The organism is Sphingobium sp. B8D3A (genome assembly GCF_025961995.1).
Lineage (GTDB): Bacteria > Pseudomonadota > Alphaproteobacteria > Sphingomonadales > Sphingomonadaceae > Sphingobium.
The window spans coordinates 467665-493004 of the sequence record NZ_JAOQOS010000001.1; the positions used below are offsets into that span (position 1 = coordinate 467665).

A 25340-nucleotide genomic window follows, 5' to 3' on the forward strand; every position below is an offset into this window, starting at 1 on the left:
CTCTCCCTCAAGGGGAGAGGGCATCATGGATGGAGCATTTCGTGTCTGAATCCTATGACGTCATCGTTCTCGGTTCCGGCCCCGGCGGCTATGTCGCGGCGATCCGCGCGAGCCAGCTTGGCCTCAAGACGGCCATTGTGGAGCGCGAGCTGCTCGGCGGTATTTGCCTCAACTGGGGCTGCATCCCGACCAAGGCGCTGCTGCGCTCGGCCGAGATCTTCCATTATATGAGCCACGCCAAGGATTATGGCCTGGCCGCCGAGAAAATCAGCGCGGACATCGAGGCGGTGGTGAAGCGCTCGCGCGGTGTCGCCAAGCAGCTCAATGCCGGCGTCACGCACCTGATGAAGAAGAATAAGGTTGCCGTGCATATGGGCAGCGGCACGATCACCGGCAAGGGCAAGCTCTCGGTCACGGACAAGGACGGCAAGAAGACCGACTTGGCGGCCAAGCACATCATCGTGGCGACTGGTGCGCGGGCACGCGACCTGCCGTTCGCGCCGGCGGACGGCAAGCGTATCTGGACCTATCGCACCGCGATGACCCCGCCGGAAATGCCGGGCAAGCTGCTGGTCATCGGCTCGGGCGCCATCGGCATCGAGTTCGCGAGCTTCTATAACGACATGGGCGCGGATGTGACCGTGGTCGAGATGATGGATCGCATCGTACCCGTCGAGGACAAGGACGTCTCGGCATTCCTCGAAAAGCAGCTGGTGAAGCGCGGCATGAAGATCGTCACCGGCGCCTCGCTGGAGAGCCTCAAGGCCAGCGACAAGGGCGTCACCGCCGCCATCAAGGGCAAGGATGGCAAGAGCGAAACCAGCGAGTTCAGTCATTGCATCGTCGCCATCGGCATCGTCCCGAACACCGAGAATATCGGGCTGGAGGCGCTGGGCGTCACGCTGGAGCGCGGCCATATCAAGACCGATGGCCTCTGCCGCACCGGCGTCGATGGCATCTGGGCCATCGGCGATGTCACCGCGCCGCCATGGCTCGCGCACAAGGCCAGCCATGAGGGCGTGACCGCCGCCGAGGCGATTGCGCAGGCGTTGGGCAACAAGGATGTCCACCCGCATGAGATGGACCCGCTGAACATTCCGGGCTGCACCTACTGCCAGCCGCAGGTCGCCTCCGTGGGCCTGACCGAGGCGAAGGCGAAGGACGCGGGCTACACGGTCAAGGTCGGCACCTTCCCGTTCATCGGCAATGGCAAGGCGATCGCGCTCGGCGAGGCGGAAGGCTTCGTGAAGACGGTGTTCGACGCTAAGACCGGTGAGCTGCTCGGCGCGCATATGGTCGGCGCTGAGGTGACCGAGATGATCCAGGGTTACACCATCGGCAAGACGGCCGAGCTGGTGGAGCAGGACTTCATGCAGACGGTCTTCCCGCACCCGACCATCAGCGAATCCATGCACGAGAGCGTGCTGGCCGCTTATGGGCGGGCGCTCCACATCTGATCCAAAGGCGGATGCGGCAACTGCCAACTCCGGGCGTCGCGCTCAGTTTTGCGCTCGGCCTGGCGTTGTTGGTCGCGGCCATCGGCTTCCTCCAGCCCACCGGCCTGTTCGTGCCCATCGATGAGCGGCTGATGGCATTGGCGGGCAAGCTGCACGGCGTGCGCGGTGCGGGGCTTGTGACGCATGGCGCGGTGGCGCTGGACCGGCTGGGCGCGGTCGGCGGTCGCACGCTGATCGTGCTGGCGGTGGGGCTGGTCTTCATCAAGCTGGGGCATCCCGAACGCCTGATCCCGCTGTTGGTCGCGGGCGTCGGGACTGCCCTCGTCATCGGGGTGGTGAAGCTCGGCTTCAATGCGCCGCGCCCGATGACGCTCTCCCCGGATATGCTCCCCAGCCTCGTCGAGACTGTGGGCACCAGCTTTCCCAGCGGGCACGCAGCTGGCGCTATGGCGCTCTATGGCGCGATTGCGCTGCTGGCGCGGAGCCGGGTGGTGACATGGATCTGCGCGGCGATGATTTTCGGTACGGGCGCCAGCCGGGTGTGGCTCGGCGTGCATTGGCCGAGCGATGTGGCGGGCGGCTGGGCGGTCGGCCTGATCTGGCTGCTGCTCGTGCTTTTCATCCTGCCCTGGTGGCGTCCGCTTCTATCATGGCAGGCCGTCTCGCGAGACTGAACCTCGCCGGCAGCCCGGACGACCGATTGGCCCGCCGATCCGTTCATCTTATGGCAAGATTCTGCGCGAGCGTTGCATGGATGCCGCACTGCACAATATGCCATTGATATCGCGCGATTTTATCGCCGCATAACGAGCGAGTTGCGGAATTTTGCTCCTTATTCCGGGTACATACCGCTTATTTCGCAATGGCGAGAATGGGGCGGTCGCCCGTATGAACCCGCCATCGTCATAATTGAGTCACGTCCGCCAGACACGGGCGCTGACATAAGGATCGCAGACCAGGCGAGAGGATGTGTCCGAGCCCATAGGGGTGAAGGCAGCCGTGAACAGGACGGCTCAAGACCAGTTTTCGTGATGATCTAAAGGGGATCTTCGATGCGCAACTTCCGCTTCTTCCTCGCTGCCTCGGCCGCGAGCATCGCCACCTGCGTGGCGCTCAGCCCTGCCCATGCGCAGGAAACCACCTCTTCCGTGCGCGGCACGGTCACGGCGGAAGGCGCGCCGGTCTCCGGTGCCGCCGTCACCGTGACGCACGTCCCCTCGGGCACCGTCTCGCGCACCACGACGGGCGCCGACGGCAGCTTCTCGACCAGCGGCCTGCGTATTGGCGGACCTTACACGGTTGAGGTCGCCGCATCCGGCTTCGAAGATGTCCGCGTGACGGACGTGTACACGGTCGTTGGCCAGTCCTTCACGCTGCCGATTGAGATGGCCTCGGGCGACGCCATCGTCGTGACGGCATCAGCCATCCGCGGCGCGGGCAACGTGTCACAGGGTCCCGCCATGGTCATGACCGCTGAGCAGATCGGCAAGATCGCTTCGGTCAATCGGGACATCCGCGACATTGCCGCGCGCGACCCGTTCGCGACGCTCGACACCAGCCAGACGACGGGCCGCCAGGTTTCGTTCGCGGGCCAGAATCCCCGCTTCAACCGCTTCACCGTGGACGGCGTTCCGGTCACCGACAGCTTCGGCCTCAACCCGGACGCGCTGCCGTCACGTCGTGGTCCGGTTCCGCTCGATTCCATCGGGCAGTTCGAAACCAAGGTTGCGCCTTATGATATCCGCGAAGGCTTCTTCCAAGGCGGCGTTTCGAACGCGATCCTCAAGTCGGGCACCAACGAATTCCACGGCACGGCCTTCTTCACCTTCAGCTCGGACGAGCTGACCGGGAAGCGCACCAAGCCCTATATCCTCAACACCGCCGGTCGCGTCACGCAGCCCGATTTCACCAGCAAGGACTTTGGCGCCACCCTCTCGGGTCCGATCATCAAGGACAAGCTGTTCTTCATGGTCTCCGCCGAGCGCGTGCGTGCTGCCCGTCCGGTGGCCTTCGGCACGCAGGAAGACAATGCTGGCACGCCGGTCATCGGCGCGACCAATGCCGCCTTGCAGCAGATCGTGGGCATCGCCCAGAGCCGCTACAACTACGACGCAGGCGGCCTCCTGCGTACGGATGGCGACAAGGACGACCGGATCGTCGGCAAACTGGACGCCAACCTCTCCGAAACGCAGCGCGTCTCGCTGACCGGCCTCTATACCAAGGACGAGCTGAACGTCAGCACGACCACCGGCACCCGTGATCTTGGCCTCGAATCCAACGCCTATCGCAAGCCCAACGAACTGAAGGCCGGTATTCTGGCCTGGAATGCCGACTGGTCGGATAGCTTCTCGACCGAAACCCGCGCGCTCTACAAGACCTATGACAGCGGTCAGTTCCCGCTGATGGGCCGCAGCGCCCAGATGTCTGTCTGCGCGGCGCCGACCTCGGATCGCACGACGAATGGCGCTACCACGACCGCGGCCAGCATCGTGTGCCCCACTGGGACGCCCCAATTCGTCCTGGGTGCCGGCGGCCCGAGCCAGTCGAATGTGCTGAACATCAAGAGCTGGGGCGGGTCCGTTTCCGCCAAGCTGAAGGCGGGCGACCACAACCTCCGCGCTCTTGCGGAATGGAATCACACCAAGTCCTTCAACATGTTCGTCAACCCCTCGGCGGGCACCTATTATTTCGACTCGATCGCAGACTTCCAGGCGGGCACGGCGCAGAGCTTCAGCTACAACAATGCGGCCTCGCTCAATCCTGCGGATGCCGCGGCCAGTTTCTCCTACAATGTGTACACCTTCGGCCTTCAGGACGACTGGCGCGTGAATGAGACGCTCTCGGTCGGCGTCGGTCTGCGCTGGGATGTGTTCGGGATGAAGAGCACTGCGGCGGTAAACCCCAACTTCTACCCGCGCTACGGCTTCTCGAATAACAGCAACATCAGTGGCATCGACCTGCTGCAGCCCCGCCTTGGCTTCACCTACAAGGCAACGCCGCGCCTCACCATTCGCGGTGGTGGCGGCATCTTTGGTGGCGGATCGCCGGACGTTTATATCGGCAACTCCTTCTCCAACACCGGCGTGATCAACACATCGATCACGGCGCGCCAGACGGACGGCGGCATTTACCAGCTTAACGGTTCCGCGAGCGGCGCCAACAGCGCAAATGCGTCCTCCATCCTCAACAACCCGTCGTTCACCAACATTCCCGCTGCTGCCAACACTGCGGTGGTCGCCGCAGCCAACGGTCTGTCTGCGAACCCGAACGCGACCACGTCGATCAATGCGATCGATCCGAACTTCAAGGCACCCAACCAATTCCGCGCGACCTTGTCGGCGGACTATGAGGCCGATCTGGGTCCGCTCGGCGACGGCTGGCGCTTCGGCGCCGATGTGCTGTATTCGAAAGTGCGTTCGCAGGTGAAGGTCATCGATCTGCGGTCGATCCCCGTTGCAGGCTCGCTCACGCCGGACGGCCGTCAGCGCTACACCAGCAAGATCGGCAACGCGAACGATACCGGCCAGGACCTGCTCCTGACCAACACCGATTATGGTCGCGGCTGGATCGGCGTCCTGCGCGCCGAGAAGAGCTGGGACTGGGGTCTGACGCTCGGCGGTGCCTATACCCGTCAGGACGTGCGTGACGACACCTCGCTCACGTCCTCTCAGGCAAGCTCGATCTACGGCAACACCGCGGCTTATGACGCCAATCTGAGCGGGCCTGGCCATTCGAACGACGAAGTGACTTGGGCCTTCCGCTACAATGCGTCGTTCGAGCGCGCGTTCTTCGGGGATTACAAGACGCGCATCGACCTGTTCGGCTCGACCCGTGCCGGTGCCCGGTACAGCTACACGATGCAGGATCTCTCGGGGGGGCGCTCGGGTGTGTTCGGCACGGCCGGCAGTGCACAGCGCTATCTGTTCTACGTGCCGACCGGCGTGAACGACCCGAAGGTCATTTATGATAGCGCGGCGACGGCGACGCGGATCGACAGCATCATCCAGTCCTCTGGGCTGGCAGGCTATCGCGGGCAGGTTGCGCCGCGCAATGCCTTCCGCTCGAAGGCGTTCACGCGCATCGACCTTCATGTGGAGCAGGAACTGCCGCTGCCACTGGGCACGCGCTTCGCGCTGTTTGCGGACATCGAGAACTTCACGAACCTGCTCAACCACAAATGGGGCCAGCAGCTTCGGTCGAGCTTCCCCTTCCGCAAGACCGTTGCGAAGGTGAGCTGCGTGGCAGTGGGCGCCAACAGCTGTGCTCAGTACAAATATGAGCAGCCGAGCAGCGACACGGTGCTGGCGGACGAACTGGTGACGACCAACGGCTCCTCGCTTTACGCGATCCGCCTCGGCGCGCGCTTCAGCTTCTGATCTGCCGCGAATAGAAACCGGAAGGGCGGGGGCAGCGATGCCTCCGCCCTTTTTGTTGGGCTGCTTATTTGCTCTTTGTGCGGGAACTGCGTCTGCCCGCTCAGTTCAGATCCAGGCAGGCATCCAGTCCGTCGGCTTTCACATGGCCGATCCAGCGGGCGATGTTGTTGCCGTGGCGGCGGGTGAAGCCGGTGGGGGCGATGGCGCCGCGCTTTTTGGGCAGGGGGAGGACGGCGGCGATGCGGGCGGCCTCGGTGCGGCTCATCCTGTCTGCGCCATGGTTGAAGTAGCGGATTGCGCCGGCCTGCACGCCGTAGGTGCCGATGCCCGTCTCGGCGACGTTGAGATAGACTTCCATGATCCGGCGCTTGCCCCAGATCGCCTCGATCAGCACCGTGTACCAGGCTTCCAGTCCTTTGCGGAAGAAGCCGCCGCCCTGCCAGAGAAACACATTCTTGGCGGTCTGCTGGCTGATCGTGGAGCCGCCGCGAATGCGCCCGCCGCGTGCGTTCTGTTGCATGGCCTGCCGGATGGCATCGGTGTCGAAGCCGTGATGCTGGCAGAATTTGGCGTCCTCGCCCGCAATGGCGGCACGCGGCATGTCCGGATCGATGTCCGACAGCGGCGTCCAGTCCTTGGTGATGCCGTTCTTGTCCATCAGCATGGTGATCGTCACCGGCACCGGCACGACTTTATAGACCAGCACCTGCAGCAACGAGATGCCGATGAAGGCGAGGATGAGCATCAGCAGCCAGCGGAACAGCTTGCCCGGCAGGCTGGTGGGATTGCCGGGAAAGCGCAGGCCCTTGCGCCGGGGCGCCTTGCGTCTCGTGGTGCTCCGCGTTGTCGCCATCGCCCCGCCTTCCCCCTTTTGCCTTTGCCTCAGTGGCCGGGGAACTCGGTCGCCTCGAAGCGCACCGGTTCGCCCACCGCCTCATTGGCGAGTTGGTTGTCCCACATCACCCGATGGCCGCGCACGATGGTGCCGATCGGTCGGCCGGTCACGCTCATGCCCTCGAACGGCGACCAGCCGCAGCGGGAGGCGAGCCAGTCCGCTTCCATCGTCCAGCGCGCCTTGAGGTCGACGACGGTGAAGTCGGCATCATAGCCGGTCGCGATGCGGCCCTTGCCGACCAGGCCAAAGATGCGCTGCGGTCCGGCGCTGGTCAGATCGATAAAGCGCTGGAGCGTCAGGCGGCCGTTCGCGACATGATCGAGCAACAGCGGCACCAAAGTCTGTACGCCGGGCATACCGCTCGGGCTGGCCGGGTAGGTCTTGGCTTTTTCTTCCTTGGTGTGCGGCGCATGGTCGGAGCCGAGCACATCGGGCACGCCCTGGCCGACCCAGTGCCACAGTCCGTCACGGTGCGCGGCGCTGCGGATCGGCGGGTTCATCTGCGCATAGGTGCCGAGGCGCGGATAGGCGTCCTCGCCCGCCAGCGTGAGGTGCTGGGGCGTCACCTCGCAGGTCGCGACATCCTTGTGCTGGCTCAGAAACTCCAGTTCCGCCGGCGTGGTGACGTGCAGCACGTGGATGCGGCGCCCGGCCTCGTGCGCCAGCTTCACGATGCGGCGGGTGGCCATCATCGCGCTTTCATCGTCGCGCCAGACCGGGTGGCTGGCCGGATCGCCCTCGATCCGCTCATCTTTGCGCGCATTCATTCGCGCCTCGTCCTCGCAATGCACGGCGACGCGGCGGCGGCCATGGGCGAGCACCCGCGCGAGGGCCTCGTCCTCGGCGACGAGCAGGCTGCCGGTGGAAGCGCCCATGAAGATCTTGACGCCTGCCGTGCCGGGAATGCGCTCCAGCTCGCCGAGCTGCTCGGCATTGTCGCCGGTGGCGCCGACATAAAAGGCATGGTCGCACCACATGCGGTGATGGGCGCGCTTGAGCTTGTCGGCCACGCGCTCGGCAGTGTCCGTGTTCGGATTGGTGTTCGGCATCTCGAACACGGCGGTCACGCCGCCCAGCACCGCGGCCCGGCTGCCCGATTCGAGATCTTCCTTATGCTCCAGCCCGGGTTCGCGGAAATGGACCTGGCTGTCGATCACGCCCGGCAGCACATCAAGGCCGGCGCAGTCGATCGTTTCGCCCGCATCGCCCAGGCTGGTGCCGATCGCCGCGACCCTGCCGGCAGTGACGCCCACGGCCACGCGTGCCGGGCCGCTCGGGAGGTGGACGGTGCCGCCTTTCAGCAGCAGGTCGAATGTCTGGGCCATCGCGCGAACCTCTCTTGGCTTGGTGCTCCTCTCCCCCTACCTAAAGCGCATGTCCGCCACCACCCCCCTTGCCACGCCGCCCCTCGCAACCACGCTGCGCGATCGGGCCATCCTTCGTGTCGGCGGGGCGGAGGCACGACCGTTCCTGCAAGGCCTACTCACGCAGGACGTGCTGAGCCTGCAGCCTGGCGCGCCGCGTTATGCCGGGCTGCTCACGCCGCAGGGCAAGGCGCTCTACGATATGCTCCTCTGGGCCGATCCGGCGGGCGGCGAGGATGTGCTGATCGATTGCGAGGCATCGCGGGCCGAGGCTCTGGCTCGGAGGCTGACGCTCTACCGGCTGCGCCGCCCCGTCACCATCGGCATCGAGGAAGGGCTTGCGGCCCACTGGTCTGCCGATCCGGTCGAGGGTGCCTCCGCCGATCCCCGCCTCGCGGCGCTTGGCTGGCGCTGGCTGGCGGCGCAGGAGGAGGGGGATGCTTCGGACATGTATCGCGCGCATCGCCTGGCCCAGGGCGTGCCGGAGGGCGTGGCGGAGCTGGGCGAGGACAAGACCCTCTGGCTGGAATGCAATGCGGAAGAGCTGCACGGCGTGGATTATGGCAAGGGCTGCTATGTCGGGCAGGAGAATACCGCGCGGATGCACTATCGCAACAAGGTGAACCGGCGGCTCGTGGTGGTGCCGCTTGACCGGTCCGACCCGGCCCGGCTGCGCATTGCCTATCCCGCGCTGGGGTTGGCGGTGGATCATCGCCCGGTCGATTCGCTTGAGGGTCTCGCGCTGCCGGCCTGGCAGGCCGATGCGCTCGCGGAAGACGCCGAATGAAGCGGGTGCTTTTCACGCTCCTCGTCCTCGTCTTCAGCGCGGGGCCGGCGCAGGCGGAGATCAAATGGGAGATCGTGCGCGAACTGCCGCATGATACCAAAGCCTTCACCCAGGGCCTCACCATCCATGGCGAGCTGATCTACGAAACCACCGGCCAAGTCGGCGAGTCAGATGTGCGGATCATGCGGCTGAGCGACGGCAAGATCCTACAGCGGCGGCCCATGCGCGCCGATGTCTTCGGCGAGGGCAGCACGATCTGGGGTGACCGGATCGTCAGCATCACCTGGAAGGACGAGACCGGCTTCGTCTGGAACCGCAAGGATTTGAAGCCGATCGGCTCGTTCCGCTACACCGGTGAGGGCTGGGGCCTCACTCATGATGGCCACGCGCTGATTATGAGCGATGGCACGCCGGACCTGCGCTTTCTCGATCCCGAGAGCTACAAGGAGCAGCGCCGCGTCACCGTCACATGGGAAGGCAAGCCTGTGCGCTTTCTCAACGAGCTGGAGCAGGTCGGCGACGTTCTCTACGCCAACATCTGGTTCTCGCCGCTCATTGCCCGCATCGATCCGGCCAGCGGCAAGATCGACGACTGGATCAACCTGCAACCGCTGGTGGCGAAGAATATGAGCGCGAGCGGCGAGGGCGTGCTGAACGGCATCGCGTGGGATGCCAAGGCGCAGCTTCTCTACGTCACCGGCAAGAACTGGCCCAAAATCTACGCGCTGCGCCTGCGGGACTGAGCCTGAACGACTGAGATCGCGCCTGTTTGATCTTCATCAAGGTCAGGCGCCTGCGACCTGCCTAGCATCACTATCAGATGAAATGGTGAGAGGGCTGTGGCCATGGCTGCGAACATCGGACGACTGGACCGGATTATCCGGATCCTGATTGGCCTCGGGCTGATCGCGCTCGTCTTTGTCGGCCCGCGAACGCCGTGGGGCTGGATCGGCCTGGTGCCGCTGCTCACCGCGTTCGTCAGCTTCTGCCCGCTCTACGCACTGATCGGAATCAGGACCAAGTCCTGACCGTCACTTTGCGCGCCTCTCGTCCCACCGTCCGGGCATTGGAGGCCAGTGCAAAGGGAGGCCCCCTCTTGGCAGCGGAGGGGGCCTCCAATGTTCGGCCGGGAATGTTCAACGGCGCCGACTGAGCCGTTCCGGTCGATCAGCCTTTGGTGCGCGCCTTGTCCACAGCAGCCTGTAGCGTCTCGGTGCCGACCAGGCCGTTGAACACCTGATCGCCCACCACGAACAAAGGCGTACCCTCGGCGCCGAGGGCCTGGGCGAGGCGGATGTTGCTCATGAACTCATCATCGCCGCCCTTCGCCGCGATGGCCGCCTTCGCCTTGTTGGCATCCAGCCCGGCCGTGCGCGCGGCCTTGAGGATGGCGTCCGACGAGACGCCGCCGGCCGCGTACATCGCCTTGTGGAAGGCCATGAATTTGTTCTCGCTGGCGGCCAGCAGGCTGACCTTCGCCGCATTGGCACTGCCATCGGCAATGATCGGCAGTTCGCGATAGACGACGCGCAGATCGGGATTGGCCTTCACCAGTTCCTCGATATGCGGCAGCGCGGCGCGGCAATAGCCGCAGGCATAGTCCATGAACGCGACGAGGGTGACCTTGGGCTGGGCCGCGCCTTCCCATGCGCCCGGATAGGGCGTTTCCAGCGCGGACCGGTTCTGATCGACGGTGCCGGCGGTCTGCTTGGCTTTCAGCCGTTCCATCGCCTGCGGAATGATCTCGGGATGCTCGAGGATATAGTCGCGCACCACCGATTCGATGGCGGCGCGGTCTGCCGTCGGCATGGTTGGACTTTGGTTGGTCGCAGCATAGGTCACCGCCGCGCCGCCGGCGAGCAGCGCAACGGCCAAAGCCGGCATCACCATCCGCCCGCGCTTGCGCTCGCCGGTGCGGGTGCCCAGCGCGGACACGATCACCCCGGCTGCGCGGAACAGCGCGCCCGCGCCTGCCTTGTTCGTCATTTCTTTCGTGTCCTTTCCATGGCGGCGCGGCTGGCCATCGCAATGTCCTGCGCCCGCAAATAATCGGGTGAGTTGGGCTGGATGCCGGCCAGTGCCACATCGGCATGGCGCAGGGCGAGAGCGTCCTGCCCTTCCATCGAGTAGCGCTCGGCCGTGGCGAGCGCGGCGCGGGCGGTGTCGCCCTTGCGCTGATAGACGACGCCGAGCGAATACCAGGCAAACGGATTCTGCCGATCCCGCGCGACCGTGTTGCGGAGCACGCGCTCGGCCTCATCGAGATGGCTGTCATCCTCGGTCGCGACGAGGGCATGGCCGAGCATCGCGGCGATCAGCGGCTCGCCATTGGTGCGCTGCACGGCCTCTCGCAGCGGCGGGATGGCATCGGCGGGCTTGCCGGATTCGAGCATGACCTGCCCTTGCAGCTCCAGAAAATAGGGGTCGTGCGGCGCAGCCTTGAGCAGGGTATCGACTTCCGCCAGCGCTTTCTCGGTGAAGGCGCTCTTATGATAGGCATAGGCCCGCGCATAATGGGCGGGCAGGCTCTGGTCCGAGGGCGGATAAAGCTTGAGGGTCTTTTCCGGCTCACTGACGAAGCCGATCAGCTTGGCGCGCACACGCTGGAAGCGGGCTTCCAGCGCGGGATCGGTCGGCTTGTTCCAGGCCGGATCATTCTCATACAGCGCCGTCAGAGCCGAGATGCGGTCGCGCGAGAGCGGGTGGGTGCGGACATAAGTGTCCTGCGGCACGTAGAGCCGATATTCCAGATTCTGCAGCTTCTGGAAGAAGGCGATGCTGCCCTTGCCGCTGATGCCGGCGGCCTTGAGATAGCGCGCGCCGGCGGCGTCCGCGCTCGATTCCTGCGTGCGCGTGAAGGTGAGGAAGCGGCCCATTGCAGCCTGTTGACCGGCCGCCATGATGCCCATGCCGGCCTCGCCCCCGCCCGCTGCCATCGCCGCCGCACCGAGCAGCAGCGAGACGAGCTGGATGCCGGTGGCTTCCCGCGCGCCATCGGCAAAGCGCACGATATGGCCGCCCTCGATATGGCCGAGCTCGTGGGCCATCACGCCCTGCACCTGATTGAGATCATCGGCCTCGGCGATCAGCCCGCTGTGGAACCAGACGATCTGCCCGCCCGCGACGAAGGCGTTGAGGCTGGGATCGTTGATCACCAGCATCTGCACATTGCGCTCATCGAGCCCGGCGGCCCGGATGATCGGGACGGAGGCATCGCGCATCAGCGCTTCGGTTTCGGCATCGCGCAGGACGGACTGGGCCAGCGCGGGCTGCGCGGCGAGCAGGCTCAGCAGCGCAAGAACGGCGACAAGGCGGCCGATCAGCCAGGGCGCGACAGCCGCCTCACCGGGATGATGGGGTTTGAGCTGGCCGGCAAGCTGCCGGGGAGGGGAGAGCGGCCGATCCATGACCGGCGCCTTAGCCCGGCGAGCCTGAACCCGGCATGACGGATCGCGCGATCCATCATGCCGGTTCTCAGACCGCAGGGCGGTGTGCGTCACGCGCCGAACGTGCGCTGCCACCAGCCGCGACGGGGCGTTTCCGCGCTGTCGCCATCGGCTTGCGCCGACGCATCAGCGTCCGTTGCCGTGTCGGCGGCATCCGCGACCAGCGTCTCACGCGCCTCGGTAGCGGCCTCGACGGTCTTGGGCTTGCGACGCGCGCGCGGCTTGGGGGCGGCCTTGGGCGCCTCTTCTGCCGCCTCGGTGCTTGCCTCAGCTTCGGGCTGGGCTTCACCCTCGGTCGCGGCGGGCGTTTCCGCAGCCTTGGTCGTCTTGCGACGCGTGCGGCGCTTGGGAGCCGGTGCCTCTTCGGCGGCCTCGGTCGGTGCTTCAGCAGCAGGCGCTTCGGCGGTCGGGGTCTCGGCCAGTTCCGGCGAGACTTCCACCGTCACGGCTTCATCCGTGGCTTCGGCAGCCTTGCGGGTGCGGCGACGGCGCTTGGGCGCAGGCGCTTCTTCCGCTTGCCCAGCAGGCTCGGGCGATGCGGGCTCGGCCGTCTCCTGCACTGTCTCGGCAGCGTCCACCGATGCGACCGGCGCGGCGTCTTCTGCGTCGTCCGTCTCGCCTTCGCGGGCTTCGGCACCATTGTCTGCACCGTCGCTCTGTCCGCCCCGCCGGCGACGACCGCCACGGCGACCACGGCGGCCGCGACGCGGTGCCTCGTCAGACCCTTCGGCCTCGCTCGATTCGGACGGGCCGGCTTCGGCCTGCTCGTCATCGCGCTCATCGGCATCGGCCTGCGCGTCGTCATCCTCGTCGGACGCCGCACCATCGCTGTCCTGCGGCGACTGGTCGTCCCGGTCGCGCCGGCCCCGGCGACCGCGACGGCGACGCTTGCGCTTGCGTCCCTCGCCACCTTCGTCGTCTGCGCGAGGCTGGCGCTCTTCAGTGACCTCTTCCTCTTCCTCGACGTCCTCGATCTCGTCCTCTTCGTCTTCCACCTCTTCGGTGATGACGGGGGCATAGCTGACCTGCATGGTCGGGCGCGGGCCACTGGCCTCGACCGACATGCGGGCGCCCTCGATCTCGCCATCGGGCAGGATGAGGATGGTCACGCCATAGCGGTTCTCGATCTCATCGAGTTCGCGGCGCTTGTTGTTGAGCACGTAGAAGGCCGCTTCCTGGCTGGCGCGCAGGGTGATCTGGCTGCCACGACCGCGCGCGGCTTCCTCTTCCAGCATGCGCAGGGCCGAGAGGCCCGCCGAGGATGCCGTGCGGACGAGACCGGTGCCCTCGCAATGGGGGCAGGGCCGGGTCGAGGCTTCCAGCACGCCGGTGCGCAGGCGCTGGCGGCTCATTTCCATGAGGCCGAAGCCGGAGATGCGGCCGACCTGGATGCGGGCGCGATCGTCCTTGAGCGCCTCCTTCATCGCCTTCTCGACCTTACGGATGTTGGAGTTGTGCTCCATGTCGATGAAGTCGATGACGACGAGGCCGGCCATGTCGCGCAGGCGCAGCTGGCGGGCGATCTCGCGCGCAGCTTCCAGATTGGTGGCCGTGGCGGTCTGCTCGATACTGTGCTCGCGCGTCGAGCGGCCCGAGTTGATATCGATGGAGACCAGCGCCTCGGTCGGGTTGATGACCAGATAGCCGCCGGACTTGAGCTGCACGACCGGATTATACATCGCGGCGAGCTGGTCCTCGACCCCGAAGCGCTGGAACAGCGAGACCGGATCGGCATATTGCTTCACGCGCCGGGCATGGCTCGGCATCAGCAGCTTCATGAAGTCCTTCGCCTGGCGATAGCCTTCATCGCCCTCGACGATCACTTCCTCGATATCGCGGTGGTAGATATCGCGGATCGCGCGCTTGATGAGGTCGCTGTCATTGTGGATCAGCTCCGGCGCGGCGGCCCTGAGCGTGTTTTCGCGAATCTCGTCCCACAGGCGGGCGAGATAGTCGAAGTCGCGCTTGATCTCGGTCTTGGTGCGCGAGAGGCCCGCCGTGCGCACGATGCAGCCCATGGTGTTGGGCAGCTTCATCTCGGCGATGATGGACTTCAACCGCTTGCGATCCGCACCATTGCTGATCTTGCGCGAGATGCCGCCGCCATGGCTGGTATTGGGCATCAGCACGCAATAGCGGCCGGCGAGGCTGAGATAGGTGGTCAGCGCCGCGCCCTTGTTGCCGCGCTCTTCCTTCACGATCTGGACGAGCAGCACCTGGCGGCGCTTGATGACGTCCTGAATCTTGTAGCGACGGCGCAGGGCCATGCGCTTGCGGCGCACTTCTTCTGCGGCCTGCTCATTGCCCTTGCCGTTCTGCTTGCGGGCCGGCGCTTCGCCTTCGCTCTCTTCGTCTTCGTCGAGATTCGGGCGCTCGACGACTTCTACGCCGTCCTCGCCATGATCATCCTCGTCGTCGACATCGCCGCGCAGGGCAGCCTCTTCGGCGGCATGTGCGGCTTCTTCAGCCAGCAGCGCCTCACGGTCCTCGCGGGGGATCTGGTAATAATCCGGGTGGATTTCCGAAAAGGCGAGGAAGCCGTGGCGATTGCCACCGTAATCGACGAACGCCGCCTGCAGCGAGGGTTCGACTCTGGTAACCTTGGCGAGATAGATATTGCCCTTGAGCTGCTTGTGTTCAGCGCTCTCGAAATCAAACTCCTCGATCCGGTTCCCCGTTACGACCGCGACCCGGGTCTCTTCCCGGTGGCGCGCATCGATCAGCATACGCATTGTCATTAAAGTCTCTCCAGCCGGTCATCGCCATGCGCCGCAAGCGGGGATGGCGACCCGGTGTCATGTAGGGGGGCGCGCTCTTGCGTGTCGTGTCGACACGGCAGCGGCGCTGAAAACCCCGGTTTTCAAAAAAGGATTGCGTGTCTGTCGCCTGGGCATGTCCGCGTCCTGCGGATACCGGCTTGAACAGTGCTCGCGGCTGAAGGCCCGCTTTCGCGCGCTCCAAGCTCATCAAGCCATGCCCCATGCAACATCAACCTGTCGGATCGCCCAGAAGGCGATGATTAACCGGAAAAATCCCCACCGCGCGCCAGTCGGGCACAGCGGGTTGTCCGGGAGAACGAAGCGCTAGCAGGGCTTGCTCCGCAGAGCAACGTGGAAAAGCAGAAGGCCCCGCGCTGCCAGACCAAGTCGGACTGCTTGCCAGCGCGGCGGCACCCTGCACGCAAGAGCCTTGCCGGCCGGTTAACTTTTGGCTGGCGCTGGCGGCGCATGGGCGGCAAAAGTCGCCTTCCATGGCCCTGTTGACCGCATTTTCTGCTCTTGTGCTGACCCTCGCCGAGCCGTCGGACGGTGGGCAGGTGCCTGTGGCTTCGGCCCCTGCGTCCGGCGCTGGCGACCTCACAAACCATATGAGCCGCCCGCCCAAGGGGCCGCGCCTTGTCGTGCGCATTCCGGATGCTGCGCCGGCCGTGCCCCTGCCGACCATCGAAGGGCCGAAAGACCCGCGTCGTCCGCTGGTGGTGATCGACGCCGGCCATGGCGGGCACGATCCCGGCGCCTACAATGCCAGCCTCGATATTCGCGAGAAGGATCTGACGCTGGCCATCGCTCAGGCCGTGCGGGACGAACTGCTCAAGACCGGCCGCATCCGCGTTGCGCTGACCCGGTCGGACGATCGCTTCCTCATCCTGCAGGAGCGCTACAGCATCGCGAGCAAGCTGGGCGCCGGGCTGTTTATTTCGATTCACGCGGACGCCGCGCAAGACGGGGAGGCGCGCGGCGCGACTGTCTACACCCTGTCCGACGTCGCGTCCGACCGCGAGGCGGCGCGGCTGGCGGCGCGCGAGAACCGCACGGATATCATCAATGGCGTCGACCTCTCGGGCGCCAGCACGGCGGTCAGCTCGATTCTGATCGATCTGACCCGGCGGGACACGATGGAATCCTCGGCGCGCTTTGCCGAGATTCTGCATCGCGAGGGGCTGCCGCATTTCCGCTTCCGCACGCCCTATCACCGCCAGGCCTCGCTGGTGGTGCTGAAATCGGCAGACACGCCCTCGGTGCTGCTGGAAACCGGCTATGTCAGCAACAATGCCGAGGCCGGCTGGATGGCGACGCGCGATGGGCGGTTGCAGCTGGCCAAGGGCGTTGCTGCCGCAGTCTCGGTCTATTTCGCCCGGCAATCGGTGCAGCGCTGAATTCCAGATTTGCGCGCACCCTGCCGCAAAATCGGTTCCCTCCCGCGGCAGAATTGGTCTAGGTGGCGCGCATGGAAGAAGCGACAAACGAAGCGACGAGCTTCCGGTTGCAGCGGGGCGGGCGTCTTGACGCCGTGCGCGCGCGCCTGCGCGACATGATGAAGCGGCGGCGCTGGCGCTGGCTGGCTTATGCGCTGCTGGCCTTCATTGGCGCGATTTTCCTCTTCTGGCTGCTGTTTGCGCGCGATCTGCCCGATGCGCGCACGCTGCTCGATTACCAGCCGCCGCTGCCGACGGTGGTGCGCGATATCGATGGCCAGCCCGTCTACAGCTTCGCCCGCGAGCGCCGCGTCCAGCTGCAATATTCTGATTTCCCGCCGATGCTGGTGAATGCCTATCTGGCTGCGGAAGACCGGACGTTCTTCAGCCATCACGGCCTCGATTATCCCGGGCTCGCCCGCGCCGCGTTCCAGGGCCTGATGAGCGGGCAGACGCCGCGCGGCACCTCCACCATTACCCAGCAGGTCGCCAAGAACCTGCTGGTCGGCAATGAGGTGAGCTATACGCGCAAGCTCAAGGAAGCGATCCTCGCCTGGCGCATGGAAAGCGTGCTGACCAAGCAGCAGATCCTCGAACTTTACCTCAACCAGATATTCCTTGGCCGCAACGCTTATGGCGTGCAGGCCGCAGCGCGCGCCTATTTCGACAAGGATGTCGGCGATCTCAAGCTGCATGAGGCGGCCTATCTCGCGATCCTGCCCAAAGGGCCGGCGAATTATCGCCCGGAAGTGCACATGGATCGCGCACTCGAGCGGCGGAACTGGGTGCTGGGCGAGATGCTGCGCAACCGCTTCATCACGCAGGGCCAATATGAGGAAGCGCGTGCGCAGCCGCTCGGCGCGGTGCGGCAACGCGGCAGCGGCTACAGTGCTGTGGGCGGCTATTATATCGAGGAAATCCGGCGGCGCCTGATCGCCGAGTTTGGCGAAGCTGCCGAGCATGGCCCCAACAGCGTCTATGCGGGCGGCCTGTGGGTGCGCTCGCCGCTCTCGCCTTTCATGCAGGAGCAGGCGGCGCGGGCCCTGCGCGAGGGCCTGCTGCGCTATGATTCGGGCAAGGGCTGGTCCGGGCCGATCGCGAAGATCGACAATCTGGATCGCTGGGAAAGCGAGCTTGCCGCGTCCAATCTCGGCATCGATTATGCGGACTGGACCGTCGCGGTGGTGCTGGACAAGTCCGGCAGCAGCGCCTCGCTCGGCCTGCCCGGTGGGCAGACCGGCACATTGCCGCGCGCGTCGGCCTTGCTGGCGGACCGGCGCAATGGCCGCCCGACCTTCGATTCGCTCAAGCCCGGCGACGTCATCGCGGTGAAGCCCGAGGGCAATGCCTATGCGCTGCGCAACGTTCCGGGGGTTTCCGGCGGCTTCATGATCGAGGGCGTCCACACCGGCCGCGTCTTCGCCATGCAGGGCGGGTTCGATGCGCGCCTGTCTTCCTACAACCGGGTGACGCAGGCGATGCGGCAGCCCGGCTCGACCATCAAGCCGTTCGTCTATGCCGCTGCGCTCGACAATGGCATGACGCCCGCCTCGATCATCGTCGATGGGCCGTTCTGCGTGTGGCAGGGCGCCAACCTTGGGCAGAAGTGCTTCCGCAACTTTTCCGGCGGGGGCGGTGGCGCGCAGACGATGCGCTGGGGCATCGAGCAATCGCGCAACCTGATGACGGTGCGCACGGCCGCGCAGACCGGCATGGACCGCGTCGTCCGCACCATCAAGGCGATGGGCATTGGCGATTACCAGCCCTATCTCGCCTTCGCGCTCGGCGCCGGCGAGACGACGGTCGAGAAGATGGTCAATGCCTATGCGATGCTCGCCAATCACGGGCGCCAACTCACCCCCAAGGTGATGGATTATGTGCAGGACCGGAACGGCCAGGTGATCTGGCCGCGCAACTGGAAACCCTGCCAGGGCTGCAATGCCGATGACTGGAACGGCAAGGCCATGCCGCGCTTCGCCCATGGCGGGCGGCAGGCGATGAACCCGATGACCGCCTATCAGATGGTCCACATCACCGAAGGCGTGATCCAGCGCGGCACCGCGACCAGCCTGCGCGATCTGGACCGCCCGCTGTTCGGCAAGACCGGTACCACCAACGGCCCGACCAACGTGTGGTTCGTGGGCGGATCGCCGGATATCGTTGCCGGCGTCTATGTCGGCTTCGACCAGCCCCGCAACATGGGCGGCTATGCCCAGGGCGGCACGCTGGCGGCGCCGATCTGGAAGTCCGCCATGGCGCCCATCCTCAAGGATATGCCCAAGACGCCGTTCGTGGCGCCGGCGGGCGTCCGCATGGTGCGGGTCGACCGGCGCAGCGGCAAGCGCGTCTATGGCGGCTGGCCCTCGGACGATCCGCGCACCGCGATCATCTGGGAGGCGTTCAAGCCGGAAACCGAGCCGCGTATTTCCATGCGGCGCGATGAGCTGGAAGAGCGCGCGCGCGAGGACAAGCCGGCCGCGGCCCGCCGCGATGTGAGCCGTGATTTCGCCGGGGAGCAGGGCGGCATCTATTGAGCCGCGGGCCCGGCGACCTATATCGCGTGTCTGGCCCGTTACTTGTCCCGTCCTCGTGCGCCGCGTTCACGCGATGCTCAGCCTTGATGGGATAGACAGGTCGCCTGTCATGGAGGACCCGTCTTGAAGCGCTGGTTGATCGGCCGCCTGCCGACCCGCGAAAGCCTGCTGTCGAATCGGTGGATGAAGCCGTTCGCGCACCGCATCGCGCACCCGCTGCTCTGGCATTTCAACCGGCGGTCGACAGCACGCGGGGTCGCGCTGGGTCTGTTCGCGGGCTTCCTGATTCCCTTCGGGCAGACGCCGGTTGCGGCTATGCTGGCATTTTCCGCACGGGCCAACATATTGACCGCCGCGTGCGCAACGCTGGTCACCAACCCGCTGACCTTCCCGCCCATTTATTTCGCGGCGTACAAGCTGGGGCATGGCGTGCTTGGCGACCGTCTCTCGGCAAGCGGCGACACGATGATTCGCTCGATCGGCGCGCGCGCGCTGGATTTTGCGGCGCCCACCGCGCTGGGGCTTCTGCTGTTTGCCATTGTGGCATCGATCCTGGGCTTTTGCCTCGTCCACCTTGGCTGGCGTGGATGGGTGGCCCATCGTTGGCGGCAGCGCAGCCGCGCGCGGCAGGGCGATTCTGCCGCATCCGATCCGCCCGATCAGTCGTTGATCTGAGAGCAACTTTCCGCCCGCTGTGCCAAGGCCGGCCTTCTCGCCCCTTGACCGGGGGGAAGCGGCGTCGCATCGGGCTGCATTCGGCCCACCATCTGGCCACGGACTTGACGGAGATTTCTCATGCGTGCCGAAGCGCAGGCCCATGTCGACCACATTCAGGCAGCGCTGGATTTGCTGCGCCGGTTCCTCGACTGGGATCGCGCACTGCGCCGCCTGGATGAGCTGAACGCGCGCGTGGAGGATCCGACGCTGTGGGATGATCCCAAGGCGGCGCAGGATGTCATGCGCGAGCGCCAGCGGCTCGACGCAGCCATCAACGCCACCCGCGCCATCGAATCCGAGATGAACGATACCGTCGAGCTGATCGACATGGCGGATGCCGAGGGCGACGAGGAGATGGCCAATGAGGGCATCGCCGGCCTCGCCGCGCTGGCTGAGCGGGCCGACCGCGACAAGGTGACGGCGCTGCTCTCCGGCGAGGCGGACGGCAACGACACCTATCTGGAAATCCACGCCGGCGCTGGCGGCACCGAGAGCCAGGACTGGGCCGAAATGCTGCTGCGCATGTATCAGCGCTGGGCCGAGAAGCGCGGCTACAAGGTCGAGATGATCGAATATCAGGCGGGCGAACAGGCCGGCATCAAGTCCGCGACGCTGCTGCTCAAGGGCGAGAACGCCTATGGCTATGCCAAGACCGAGAGCGGCGTGCACCGGCTGGTGCGGATCAGCCCCTATGACAGCTCGGCCCGGCGCCACACCTCGTTCAGCTCGGTGTGGGTCTATCCCGTGATCGACGATAATATCGAGATCGAGATCAAGGAAAGCGACCTCAAGATCGATACCTATCGCGCGTCCGGCGCGGGCGGTCAGCACGTCAACACCACCGATTCCGCGGTGCGCATCACCCACGTGCCGTCCGGCATCATCGTGGCGAGCCAGAACGACCGCTCCCAGCACAAGAACCGCGCCACCGCGATGAACATGCTCAAGGCGCGCCTCTATGAGGCGGAGCTGCAGAAGCGCGAGGCGGAAGCCAACACCGATTATCAGGCCAAGACCGAGATCGGCTGGGGCCACCAGATCCGCTCCTATGTGCTGCAGCCCTATCAGCTGGTGAAGGATCTGCGCACCGGCGTCACCTCCACCGCGCCCGATGACGTGCTGGACGGCGCGCTCGATCCGTTCATGGCGGCCGCGCTCAGCCAGAAGGTGACCGGGGAGAAGGTCGACGTCGAGGATGTCGACTGATGCTGCGCGGGCGGGATGCGCGGCGCTCTGCCGCGCTGGTCCTGCTGCTTGGCACTGCCTTGCTCTCGGGCTGCGATTCGCTCGCGCCGGCGTCCAGTGGACGGCCTGACACGGCCGAAGCCTTCCCCCGCGCCGACCGGCCGGTGGCGCCGATCATCTCGACGCGCTGGTCCACGGAAGAGGCGCGCGACCGGGTCAACGAGGCCGAGGAAATCATGGACCGTGCCGGCATCGCGCCCGGCATGACCGTGGCGGACATTGGCGCGGGTGAGGGCTATTACACCGTGCGGCTTGCCACACGGGTCGGGCCGAGGGGCCGCGTGCTCGGGCAGGACATCATCGCCGAGGTGATCGACCAGCTCGGCCAGCGCGTGACCCGCGAGAATCGGGACAATGTCAGCGTCAAGCTCGGCACGCCGGACGATCCGCGCCTGCCGGAGCACAGCTTCGACCGGGTGCTGATGGTGCACATGTATCATGAGATTGCCGAGCCCTACGCCTTTCTGTGGCGACTCTATCCGGCGCTCAAGCCCGGCGGGCAGGTGGTGGTGGTCGATATCGACCGCCCGACCGAGCATCATGGCACGCCGCCGGCACTGCTGCGCTGCGAGTTCGAGGCGATCGGCTTCCGCTTCGTCGGCATGGAAGGCCGGACAGCGGCGGGCGGCTATCTGGCGCGTTTTGAGCCCGGGGTACGCCGTGTCGAGCCGAGCGAAATCAGGCCGTGCCGCCTTGCGCGTCGTGGTCGCCCCGGATAGCGGGCGAGGCGATCAGCCCACCCGGCGCCCGGCCCAGATCACGCGACCGACGATATTGACGAGGGCGGGGTCGACATCCTCCCATGTGGGGTAGAGCGGATTGTCGCTGCGGATCGAGAAGAGCCCGCGGCGGGGCGCGAGCGCGACGCGCTTGACCATCAGCACATCATCCATGCGCAACACATAAACGCCGTCGCGCAGCCGATCGATGCCGTCGGCCCGATCGACCATGATGTCGTCGCCATCGCTGAGCGTGGGGGCCATCGATTCGCCATCCACGCGGATGATGGAGAGCTGATCGGGCTGGCCGCCCAGGGCTCTGAGCCAGCGCATGTCGAAGGCCAGCGCGCCAGCTGCCGCCTCATCCTCGACCAGCGCGCCGACACCGGCAGAAGCGCCGAGAGCGAGGCGAGGAACCGCGATGAGACCGCGCGGCAGGGGCGCGCTGTGTCTCATCGGGTTGGGCGTCAGTACTGAAGAGCCGCCGAGCAGCGCCTCCTCGACGCCGAAGAAGCGGGCGAGCAGCTGGCGATCGGCCTCGTCCAGCTTGCGGGGCGAGCCGCGCTTCACGAACTGCTGAATATAGGCCGGATTGCGACCGAGCAGGCGGGAAATGCTGCCATAGCTTTCCCCACGCTCCTGAATCAGCCGCTCCAGATTGGCTCTCGCATCGACGCTGTCCATTGCGGAACACTACACATAGGAATTTTCCTAGACAAGTAGGAAATAACTTTAGAACCTAGGGACCTTCCTATTGTCGAGTCCAGTGAGGAGGTTCGGTTGGCGATGACGGTCCTGAGATCCATTGAGTTATTCCTGCGCCGTACAGGCATGGCGGCAACCCGTTTCGGTCGCGAATGCGTGCGCGATCCCCGCTTCGTGCATGATCTGCGTCGGGGGCGTGAACCCTCCGAACGCACGCGGCGCCGCGTAGAACATTTCATGAACATTTATGAAGAAGGTGCGCAGTGAGAGCGCTGTTGAAATCCAGGCCGGCTCGTTCGTCTGCCATGGCCAGCTCGTTGCCTCGCAAGGCCGCCCCGCCTCGCAGCACGCGGCGCGATTGTCACGGCCGTCTACTGGCTGCCTTGCAGGCGCTGGCCGGTCCGGACTGTGCTGTGGAGGATGGCGGACAGCGCCCCTGGTGCAGCGCGACGTTCGTCGGCGCGCAGCATCGGATCGTGCTGCACCTTCCCGGTCCGGAAGCGTGGGACAAGGCGACGGCGCTGACCAAAGAGTTGCCGGACGCCGAGATCGCCCTCGTCCATCACATCGTCGTCGATCTGGCGGTCGATTCCGTGATGGACGCGCAGGATGGCGGGGTGGACATGGCGTTGGCCGTCCTCACGATCGAGGACTGGTGACCGGCGTGCGGTGCGGCTTTGTCAGTGGCGGGACTGGATGGTCAGCGCGCGCAGGCGGGCGAGCGCCTCACTCAGCGCGGCCTGCATCGCGGCAGAGTCCTCCTCCGTTGCATCGCTGGCAGCAGGGATGGCAGCCTCATCGCTTATCGGGCGGGCGCGGGGCCAGTGCGCAGCGGCCAGCGCGCTGACCTCCAGCTCGCTAAGTGGCGCCGGCATGACCGCGCTGAACGACGCCCATGCGGGCAGCGCGTTGGTCTCGGTGACGAGCATGAGGGCCGGGCGGCGCGGCGTCGGCGCTGTCTCCGCCACATCCGGAGTGGCGGGCAGGTCGTCGTTCTTACGAAGGCGAGGCGCCGGCCTTGGGCTCCATGCGGAGGGTGCAGCCTGACCCTGAGCCGATGCCTGCGCGCGACTCGTGCGACCGAGCAGCCGCGCCAGCAAGCTCGTTACATCCGGCGCGGCCCATGTCAGGCCTGCCCGCATCGTTCTTGTCTGCCCCATGCCGCTTACCCCCTTTGCCTCGATTGGCCCTGCCGTAGCGGTAACTTGCAGATGGTAAATGAAACGGTAACGATGCGATTTTCGCCGGCATTGACGGGTGCAGGCCGCCATGTCAGGCCGGGCGGGAGAGGAGAAACTGGTGTCCGTTCCCGAGAGCCTTCGCCGTGGTTTGCGCCTGCCCGTCATCGGCGCGCCGCTGTTCATCATCTCCAATCCCGATCTGGTCATCGCGCAGTGCAAAGCGGGCATCATCGGTGCCATGCCCTCGCTGAATGCCCGCGCGCCGGACCGGCTCGAGGACTGGCTGGAGCGCATCGTCACCGAACTCGCGGCGCATGATGCTGCCCATCCCGAGGCGCCGGCCGCGCCCTTTGCCGTCAATCTCATCGTTCATCGCTCTAACCCGCGCCTGATGGAGGATCTCGCGATCTGCGCTCGCTTCAAGGTGCCGCTGATCATCACGTCGCTGGGCGCCAATGAGGAGGTGAATGCAGCGGTGAAGGCCTGGGGCGGCCTCGTGTTCCATGACGTCATCAACCAGCGCTTCGCTCACAAGGCGGTCGAAAAGGGGGCGGATGGCCTGATCCTGGTGGCGGCGGGCGCGGGTGGCCATGCCGGCAGCCAGTCGCCTTTCGCGCTGGTGGCGGAGACGCGGGCGTGGTTCGACGGGCCGATCGCCCTTTCCGGTGCCATCGCCACGGGCAGCGGCATCGCTGCCGCGCAGGCGATGGGCGCGGACTTTGCCTATATCGGCTCGGCCTTCATCGCCACGCCGGAAGCGCGGGCCAGCGCCGCCTACAAACAGGGCATCGTGGACGGGCAGGCGGCGGACATCGTCTATTCGGATTACTTCACGGGCGTCTCCGGCAATTATCTGCGCGCGTCCATCCTCGCACAGGGGCTGGACCCGGACGCGCTGCCCGCAAGCGACCCATCGGCGATGGACTTCGCTGCGGCGACAGGCGCCAAGGCGTGGAAGGACATTTGGGGCGCAGGCCAGGGCATTGGCGCGGTCACCGATGTGGTGCCGGCCGCTACACTCATCGCGCGATTCGCCGCGGAATATGAGGATGCGCGCCGCCGCCTTTGCGCATCGTGAAGGCGCGCACGGTGCGCGGGCTGCATAGTGCGCAACGCGCCCGCCGGGCAAAACACGCCATGGGCCTTGATAATCGGCGACAAACCGGCCAATGGCCCGGCCATGGACAATAGTCGCATCTTTGAAGCGATCGCGCTGCGTCGCTGTCTTTCCGCCCGCTACAACAAGCTGGCGCTCGTGCTCGCGCCGCATGTGCTCTACAAGCGCAATGACAGCTACTTCATCGATGCCATCACCATCACCCGCGACGGCGCCGAGCCGCGCGAACCCAAGGTGGGCAGCTACAATCTGGCGGGCCTGAGCGAACTGGACGTTCTTGAGACCACGTTCGATGTCCACCCGCTGTTCGACCGCATGGATCCGAAATATCGGGAAAATACGCTGTTCATGATCGACGCGGACTAAAGGCTGGACGCGAGGTGTAGAACATTTGGAGGCCGGCAGCTTAGGTCAGGCCGGCCCTGCCACCTAATCCTGTTAGATCGCGGATCGGGCTAACACGCCTTCATGCAACTGATATGTTCAAAGATGGGTCATTGCATCAATGATGAAGCACATAATTTTATCTGTGCTAGGTTTTCGCAGCAATGGCTAGACTTGGCGGAGCAGGTTGCGGTACGTTTTCAAGCCGCGACGCCATA

The 25340-nt window shown here is 65.7% G+C and carries 22 protein-coding genes; 15 read left to right on the top strand and 7 right to left on the bottom strand.

Translation table 11 applies throughout. The features are described 5' to 3' along the window. Window positions 1-41: 41 nt before the first annotated feature. From lpdA to M2342_RS02355, 3 genes are all read left to right on the top strand, one after another. Entirely contained in the window at window positions 42-1457 is a 1416-nt protein-coding gene (lpdA, locus tag M2342_RS02345) for a dihydrolipoyl dehydrogenase (RefSeq protein WP_264571485.1), read from the top strand. 11 nt (window positions 1458-1468) lie between these two features. Further along, complete coding sequence (locus M2342_RS02350; protein WP_264577879.1) at window positions 1469-2131, top strand: phosphatase PAP2 family protein; 663 nt, start codon at window positions 1469-1471, stop codon at window positions 2129-2131. A gap of 378 nt (window positions 2132-2509) precedes the next feature. Next, window positions 2510-5833 carry a TonB-dependent receptor gene (locus M2342_RS02355; protein WP_264577880.1) on the top strand — a complete coding sequence of 1108 codons (3324 nt, stop codon included), beginning with the start codon at window positions 2510-2512 and terminating at the stop codon, window positions 5831-5833. Window positions 5834-5933: 100 nt separating this feature from the next. Here the strand turns inward: M2342_RS02355 and mtgA are convergent, their stop codons facing one another. Both mtgA and M2342_RS02365 read right to left on the bottom strand, forming a co-directional pair. Then, a complete protein-coding gene (gene mtgA, locus M2342_RS02360) occupies window positions 5934-6686 on the bottom strand; it encodes a monofunctional biosynthetic peptidoglycan transglycosylase (RefSeq protein ID WP_264571482.1) in 753 nt (250 codons plus the stop codon). A gap of 29 nt (window positions 6687-6715) precedes the next feature. Next, window positions 6716-8053 carry a dihydroorotase gene (locus tag M2342_RS02365; protein ID WP_264577881.1) on the bottom strand — a complete coding sequence of 446 codons (1338 nt, stop codon included), beginning with the start codon at window positions 8051-8053 and terminating at the stop codon, window positions 6716-6718. Window positions 8054-8102: 49 nt separating this feature from the next. Between M2342_RS02365 and M2342_RS02370 the strand changes: the two genes are divergently transcribed. The 3 genes from M2342_RS02370 (at window position 8103) to M2342_RS02380 (ending at window position 9907) form a co-directional block, all read left to right on the top strand. Then, window positions 8103-8879, top strand: a complete 777-nt coding sequence (locus M2342_RS02370; RefSeq protein ID WP_264577882.1) for a YgfZ/GcvT domain-containing protein — start codon at window positions 8103-8105, stop codon at window positions 8877-8879. Then, window positions 8876-9622: a glutaminyl-peptide cyclotransferase gene (locus M2342_RS02375; RefSeq protein WP_264577883.1), complete on the top strand. Its 747-nt coding sequence runs from the start codon at window positions 8876-8878 to the stop codon at window positions 9620-9622. Before M2342_RS02370 ends, M2342_RS02375 begins: the two co-directional genes overlap by 4 nt. 102 nt (window positions 9623-9724) lie before the next feature. Continuing rightward, window positions 9725-9907, top strand: coding sequence for a DUF2892 domain-containing protein (locus M2342_RS02380; RefSeq protein ID WP_264571478.1), 183 nt, complete (start codon window positions 9725-9727; stop codon window positions 9905-9907). A 139-nt stretch (window positions 9908-10046) separates the two neighbouring features. On the opposite strand, the gene M2342_RS02385 is transcribed toward M2342_RS02380, so the two are convergent. The 3 genes from M2342_RS02385 to M2342_RS02395 form a co-directional block, all read right to left on the bottom strand. Then, window positions 10047-10769, bottom strand: coding sequence for a DsbA family protein (locus tag M2342_RS02385; RefSeq protein WP_413715156.1), 723 nt, complete (start codon window positions 10767-10769; stop codon window positions 10047-10049). Between the two features lie 92 nt (window positions 10770-10861). Beyond that, window positions 10862-12286, bottom strand: a complete 1425-nt coding sequence (locus tag M2342_RS02390; RefSeq protein WP_264577885.1) for a M48 family metalloprotease — start codon at window positions 12284-12286, stop codon at window positions 10862-10864. 89 nt (window positions 12287-12375) lie between these two features. Next, on the bottom strand, window positions 12376-15063 hold the full coding sequence (locus tag M2342_RS02395) for an Rne/Rng family ribonuclease (RefSeq protein WP_264577886.1): 2688 nt from the start codon (window positions 15061-15063) through the stop codon (window positions 12376-12378). A 512-nt stretch (window positions 15064-15575) separates the two neighbouring features. Here M2342_RS02395 and M2342_RS02400 point away from each other — a divergent pair. The 5 genes from M2342_RS02400 (at window position 15576) to M2342_RS02420 (ending at window position 21735) form a co-directional block, all read left to right on the top strand. Next, on the top strand, window positions 15576-16481 hold the full coding sequence (locus tag M2342_RS02400) for an N-acetylmuramoyl-L-alanine amidase (RefSeq protein WP_319801074.1): 906 nt from the start codon (window positions 15576-15578) through the stop codon (window positions 16479-16481). Between the two features lie 71 nt (window positions 16482-16552). Continuing rightward, entirely contained in the window at window positions 16553-19054 is a 2502-nt protein-coding gene (locus tag M2342_RS02405; RefSeq protein WP_264577887.1) for a penicillin-binding protein 1A, read from the top strand. Window positions 19055-19177: 123 nt separating this feature from the next. Next, entirely contained in the window at window positions 19178-19729 is a 552-nt protein-coding gene (locus M2342_RS02410) for a DUF2062 domain-containing protein (protein WP_264571473.1), read from the top strand. 120 nt (window positions 19730-19849) lie between these two features. After that, a complete protein-coding gene (prfB, locus tag M2342_RS02415; protein WP_181560842.1) occupies window positions 19850-20977 on the top strand; it encodes a peptide chain release factor 2 in 1128 nt (375 codons plus the stop codon). Further along, entirely contained in the window at window positions 20977-21735 is a 759-nt protein-coding gene (locus M2342_RS02420; RefSeq protein WP_264577888.1) for a class I SAM-dependent methyltransferase, read from the top strand. Before prfB ends, M2342_RS02420 begins: the two co-directional genes overlap by 1 nt. Window positions 21736-21747: 12 nt before the next feature. Here M2342_RS02420 and M2342_RS02425 read toward each other — a convergent pair whose 3' ends face one another. Further along, the gene (locus M2342_RS02425) at window positions 21748-22419 is read right to left on the bottom strand and encodes a helix-turn-helix transcriptional regulator (protein ID WP_264577889.1); all 672 of its coding nucleotides are present in this window, start codon (window positions 22417-22419) and stop codon (window positions 21748-21750) included. A gap of 102 nt (window positions 22420-22521) precedes the next feature. On the opposite strand from M2342_RS02425, the gene M2342_RS02430 reads away from it, so the two are divergent. Continuing rightward, window positions 22522-22707 (top strand): hypothetical protein, encoded by a 186-nt coding sequence (locus tag M2342_RS02430; protein WP_181561545.1) that lies wholly within the window; start codon window positions 22522-22524, stop codon window positions 22705-22707. A 38-nt stretch (window positions 22708-22745) separates the two neighbouring features. Further along, on the top strand, window positions 22746-23099 hold the full coding sequence (locus M2342_RS02435) for a hypothetical protein (protein ID WP_264577890.1): 354 nt from the start codon (window positions 22746-22748) through the stop codon (window positions 23097-23099). Between the two features lie 21 nt (window positions 23100-23120). Here M2342_RS02435 and M2342_RS02440 read toward each other — a convergent pair whose 3' ends face one another. After that, window positions 23121-23600, bottom strand: coding sequence for a hypothetical protein (locus M2342_RS02440; protein ID WP_264577891.1), 480 nt, complete (start codon window positions 23598-23600; stop codon window positions 23121-23123). Window positions 23601-23739: 139 nt separating this feature from the next. Here M2342_RS02440 and M2342_RS02445 point away from each other — a divergent pair, with 139 nt between their 5' ends. Beyond that, window positions 23740-24699 (top strand): NAD(P)H-dependent flavin oxidoreductase, encoded by a 960-nt coding sequence (locus tag M2342_RS02445; RefSeq protein WP_264577892.1) that lies wholly within the window; start codon window positions 23740-23742, stop codon window positions 24697-24699. Window positions 24700-24801: 102 nt separating this feature from the next. Next, window positions 24802-25104 carry a hypothetical protein gene (locus tag M2342_RS02450; protein ID WP_181560836.1) on the top strand — a complete coding sequence of 101 codons (303 nt, stop codon included), beginning with the start codon at window positions 24802-24804 and terminating at the stop codon, window positions 25102-25104. The last annotated feature ends 236 nt before the right edge of the window (window positions 25105-25340 follow it).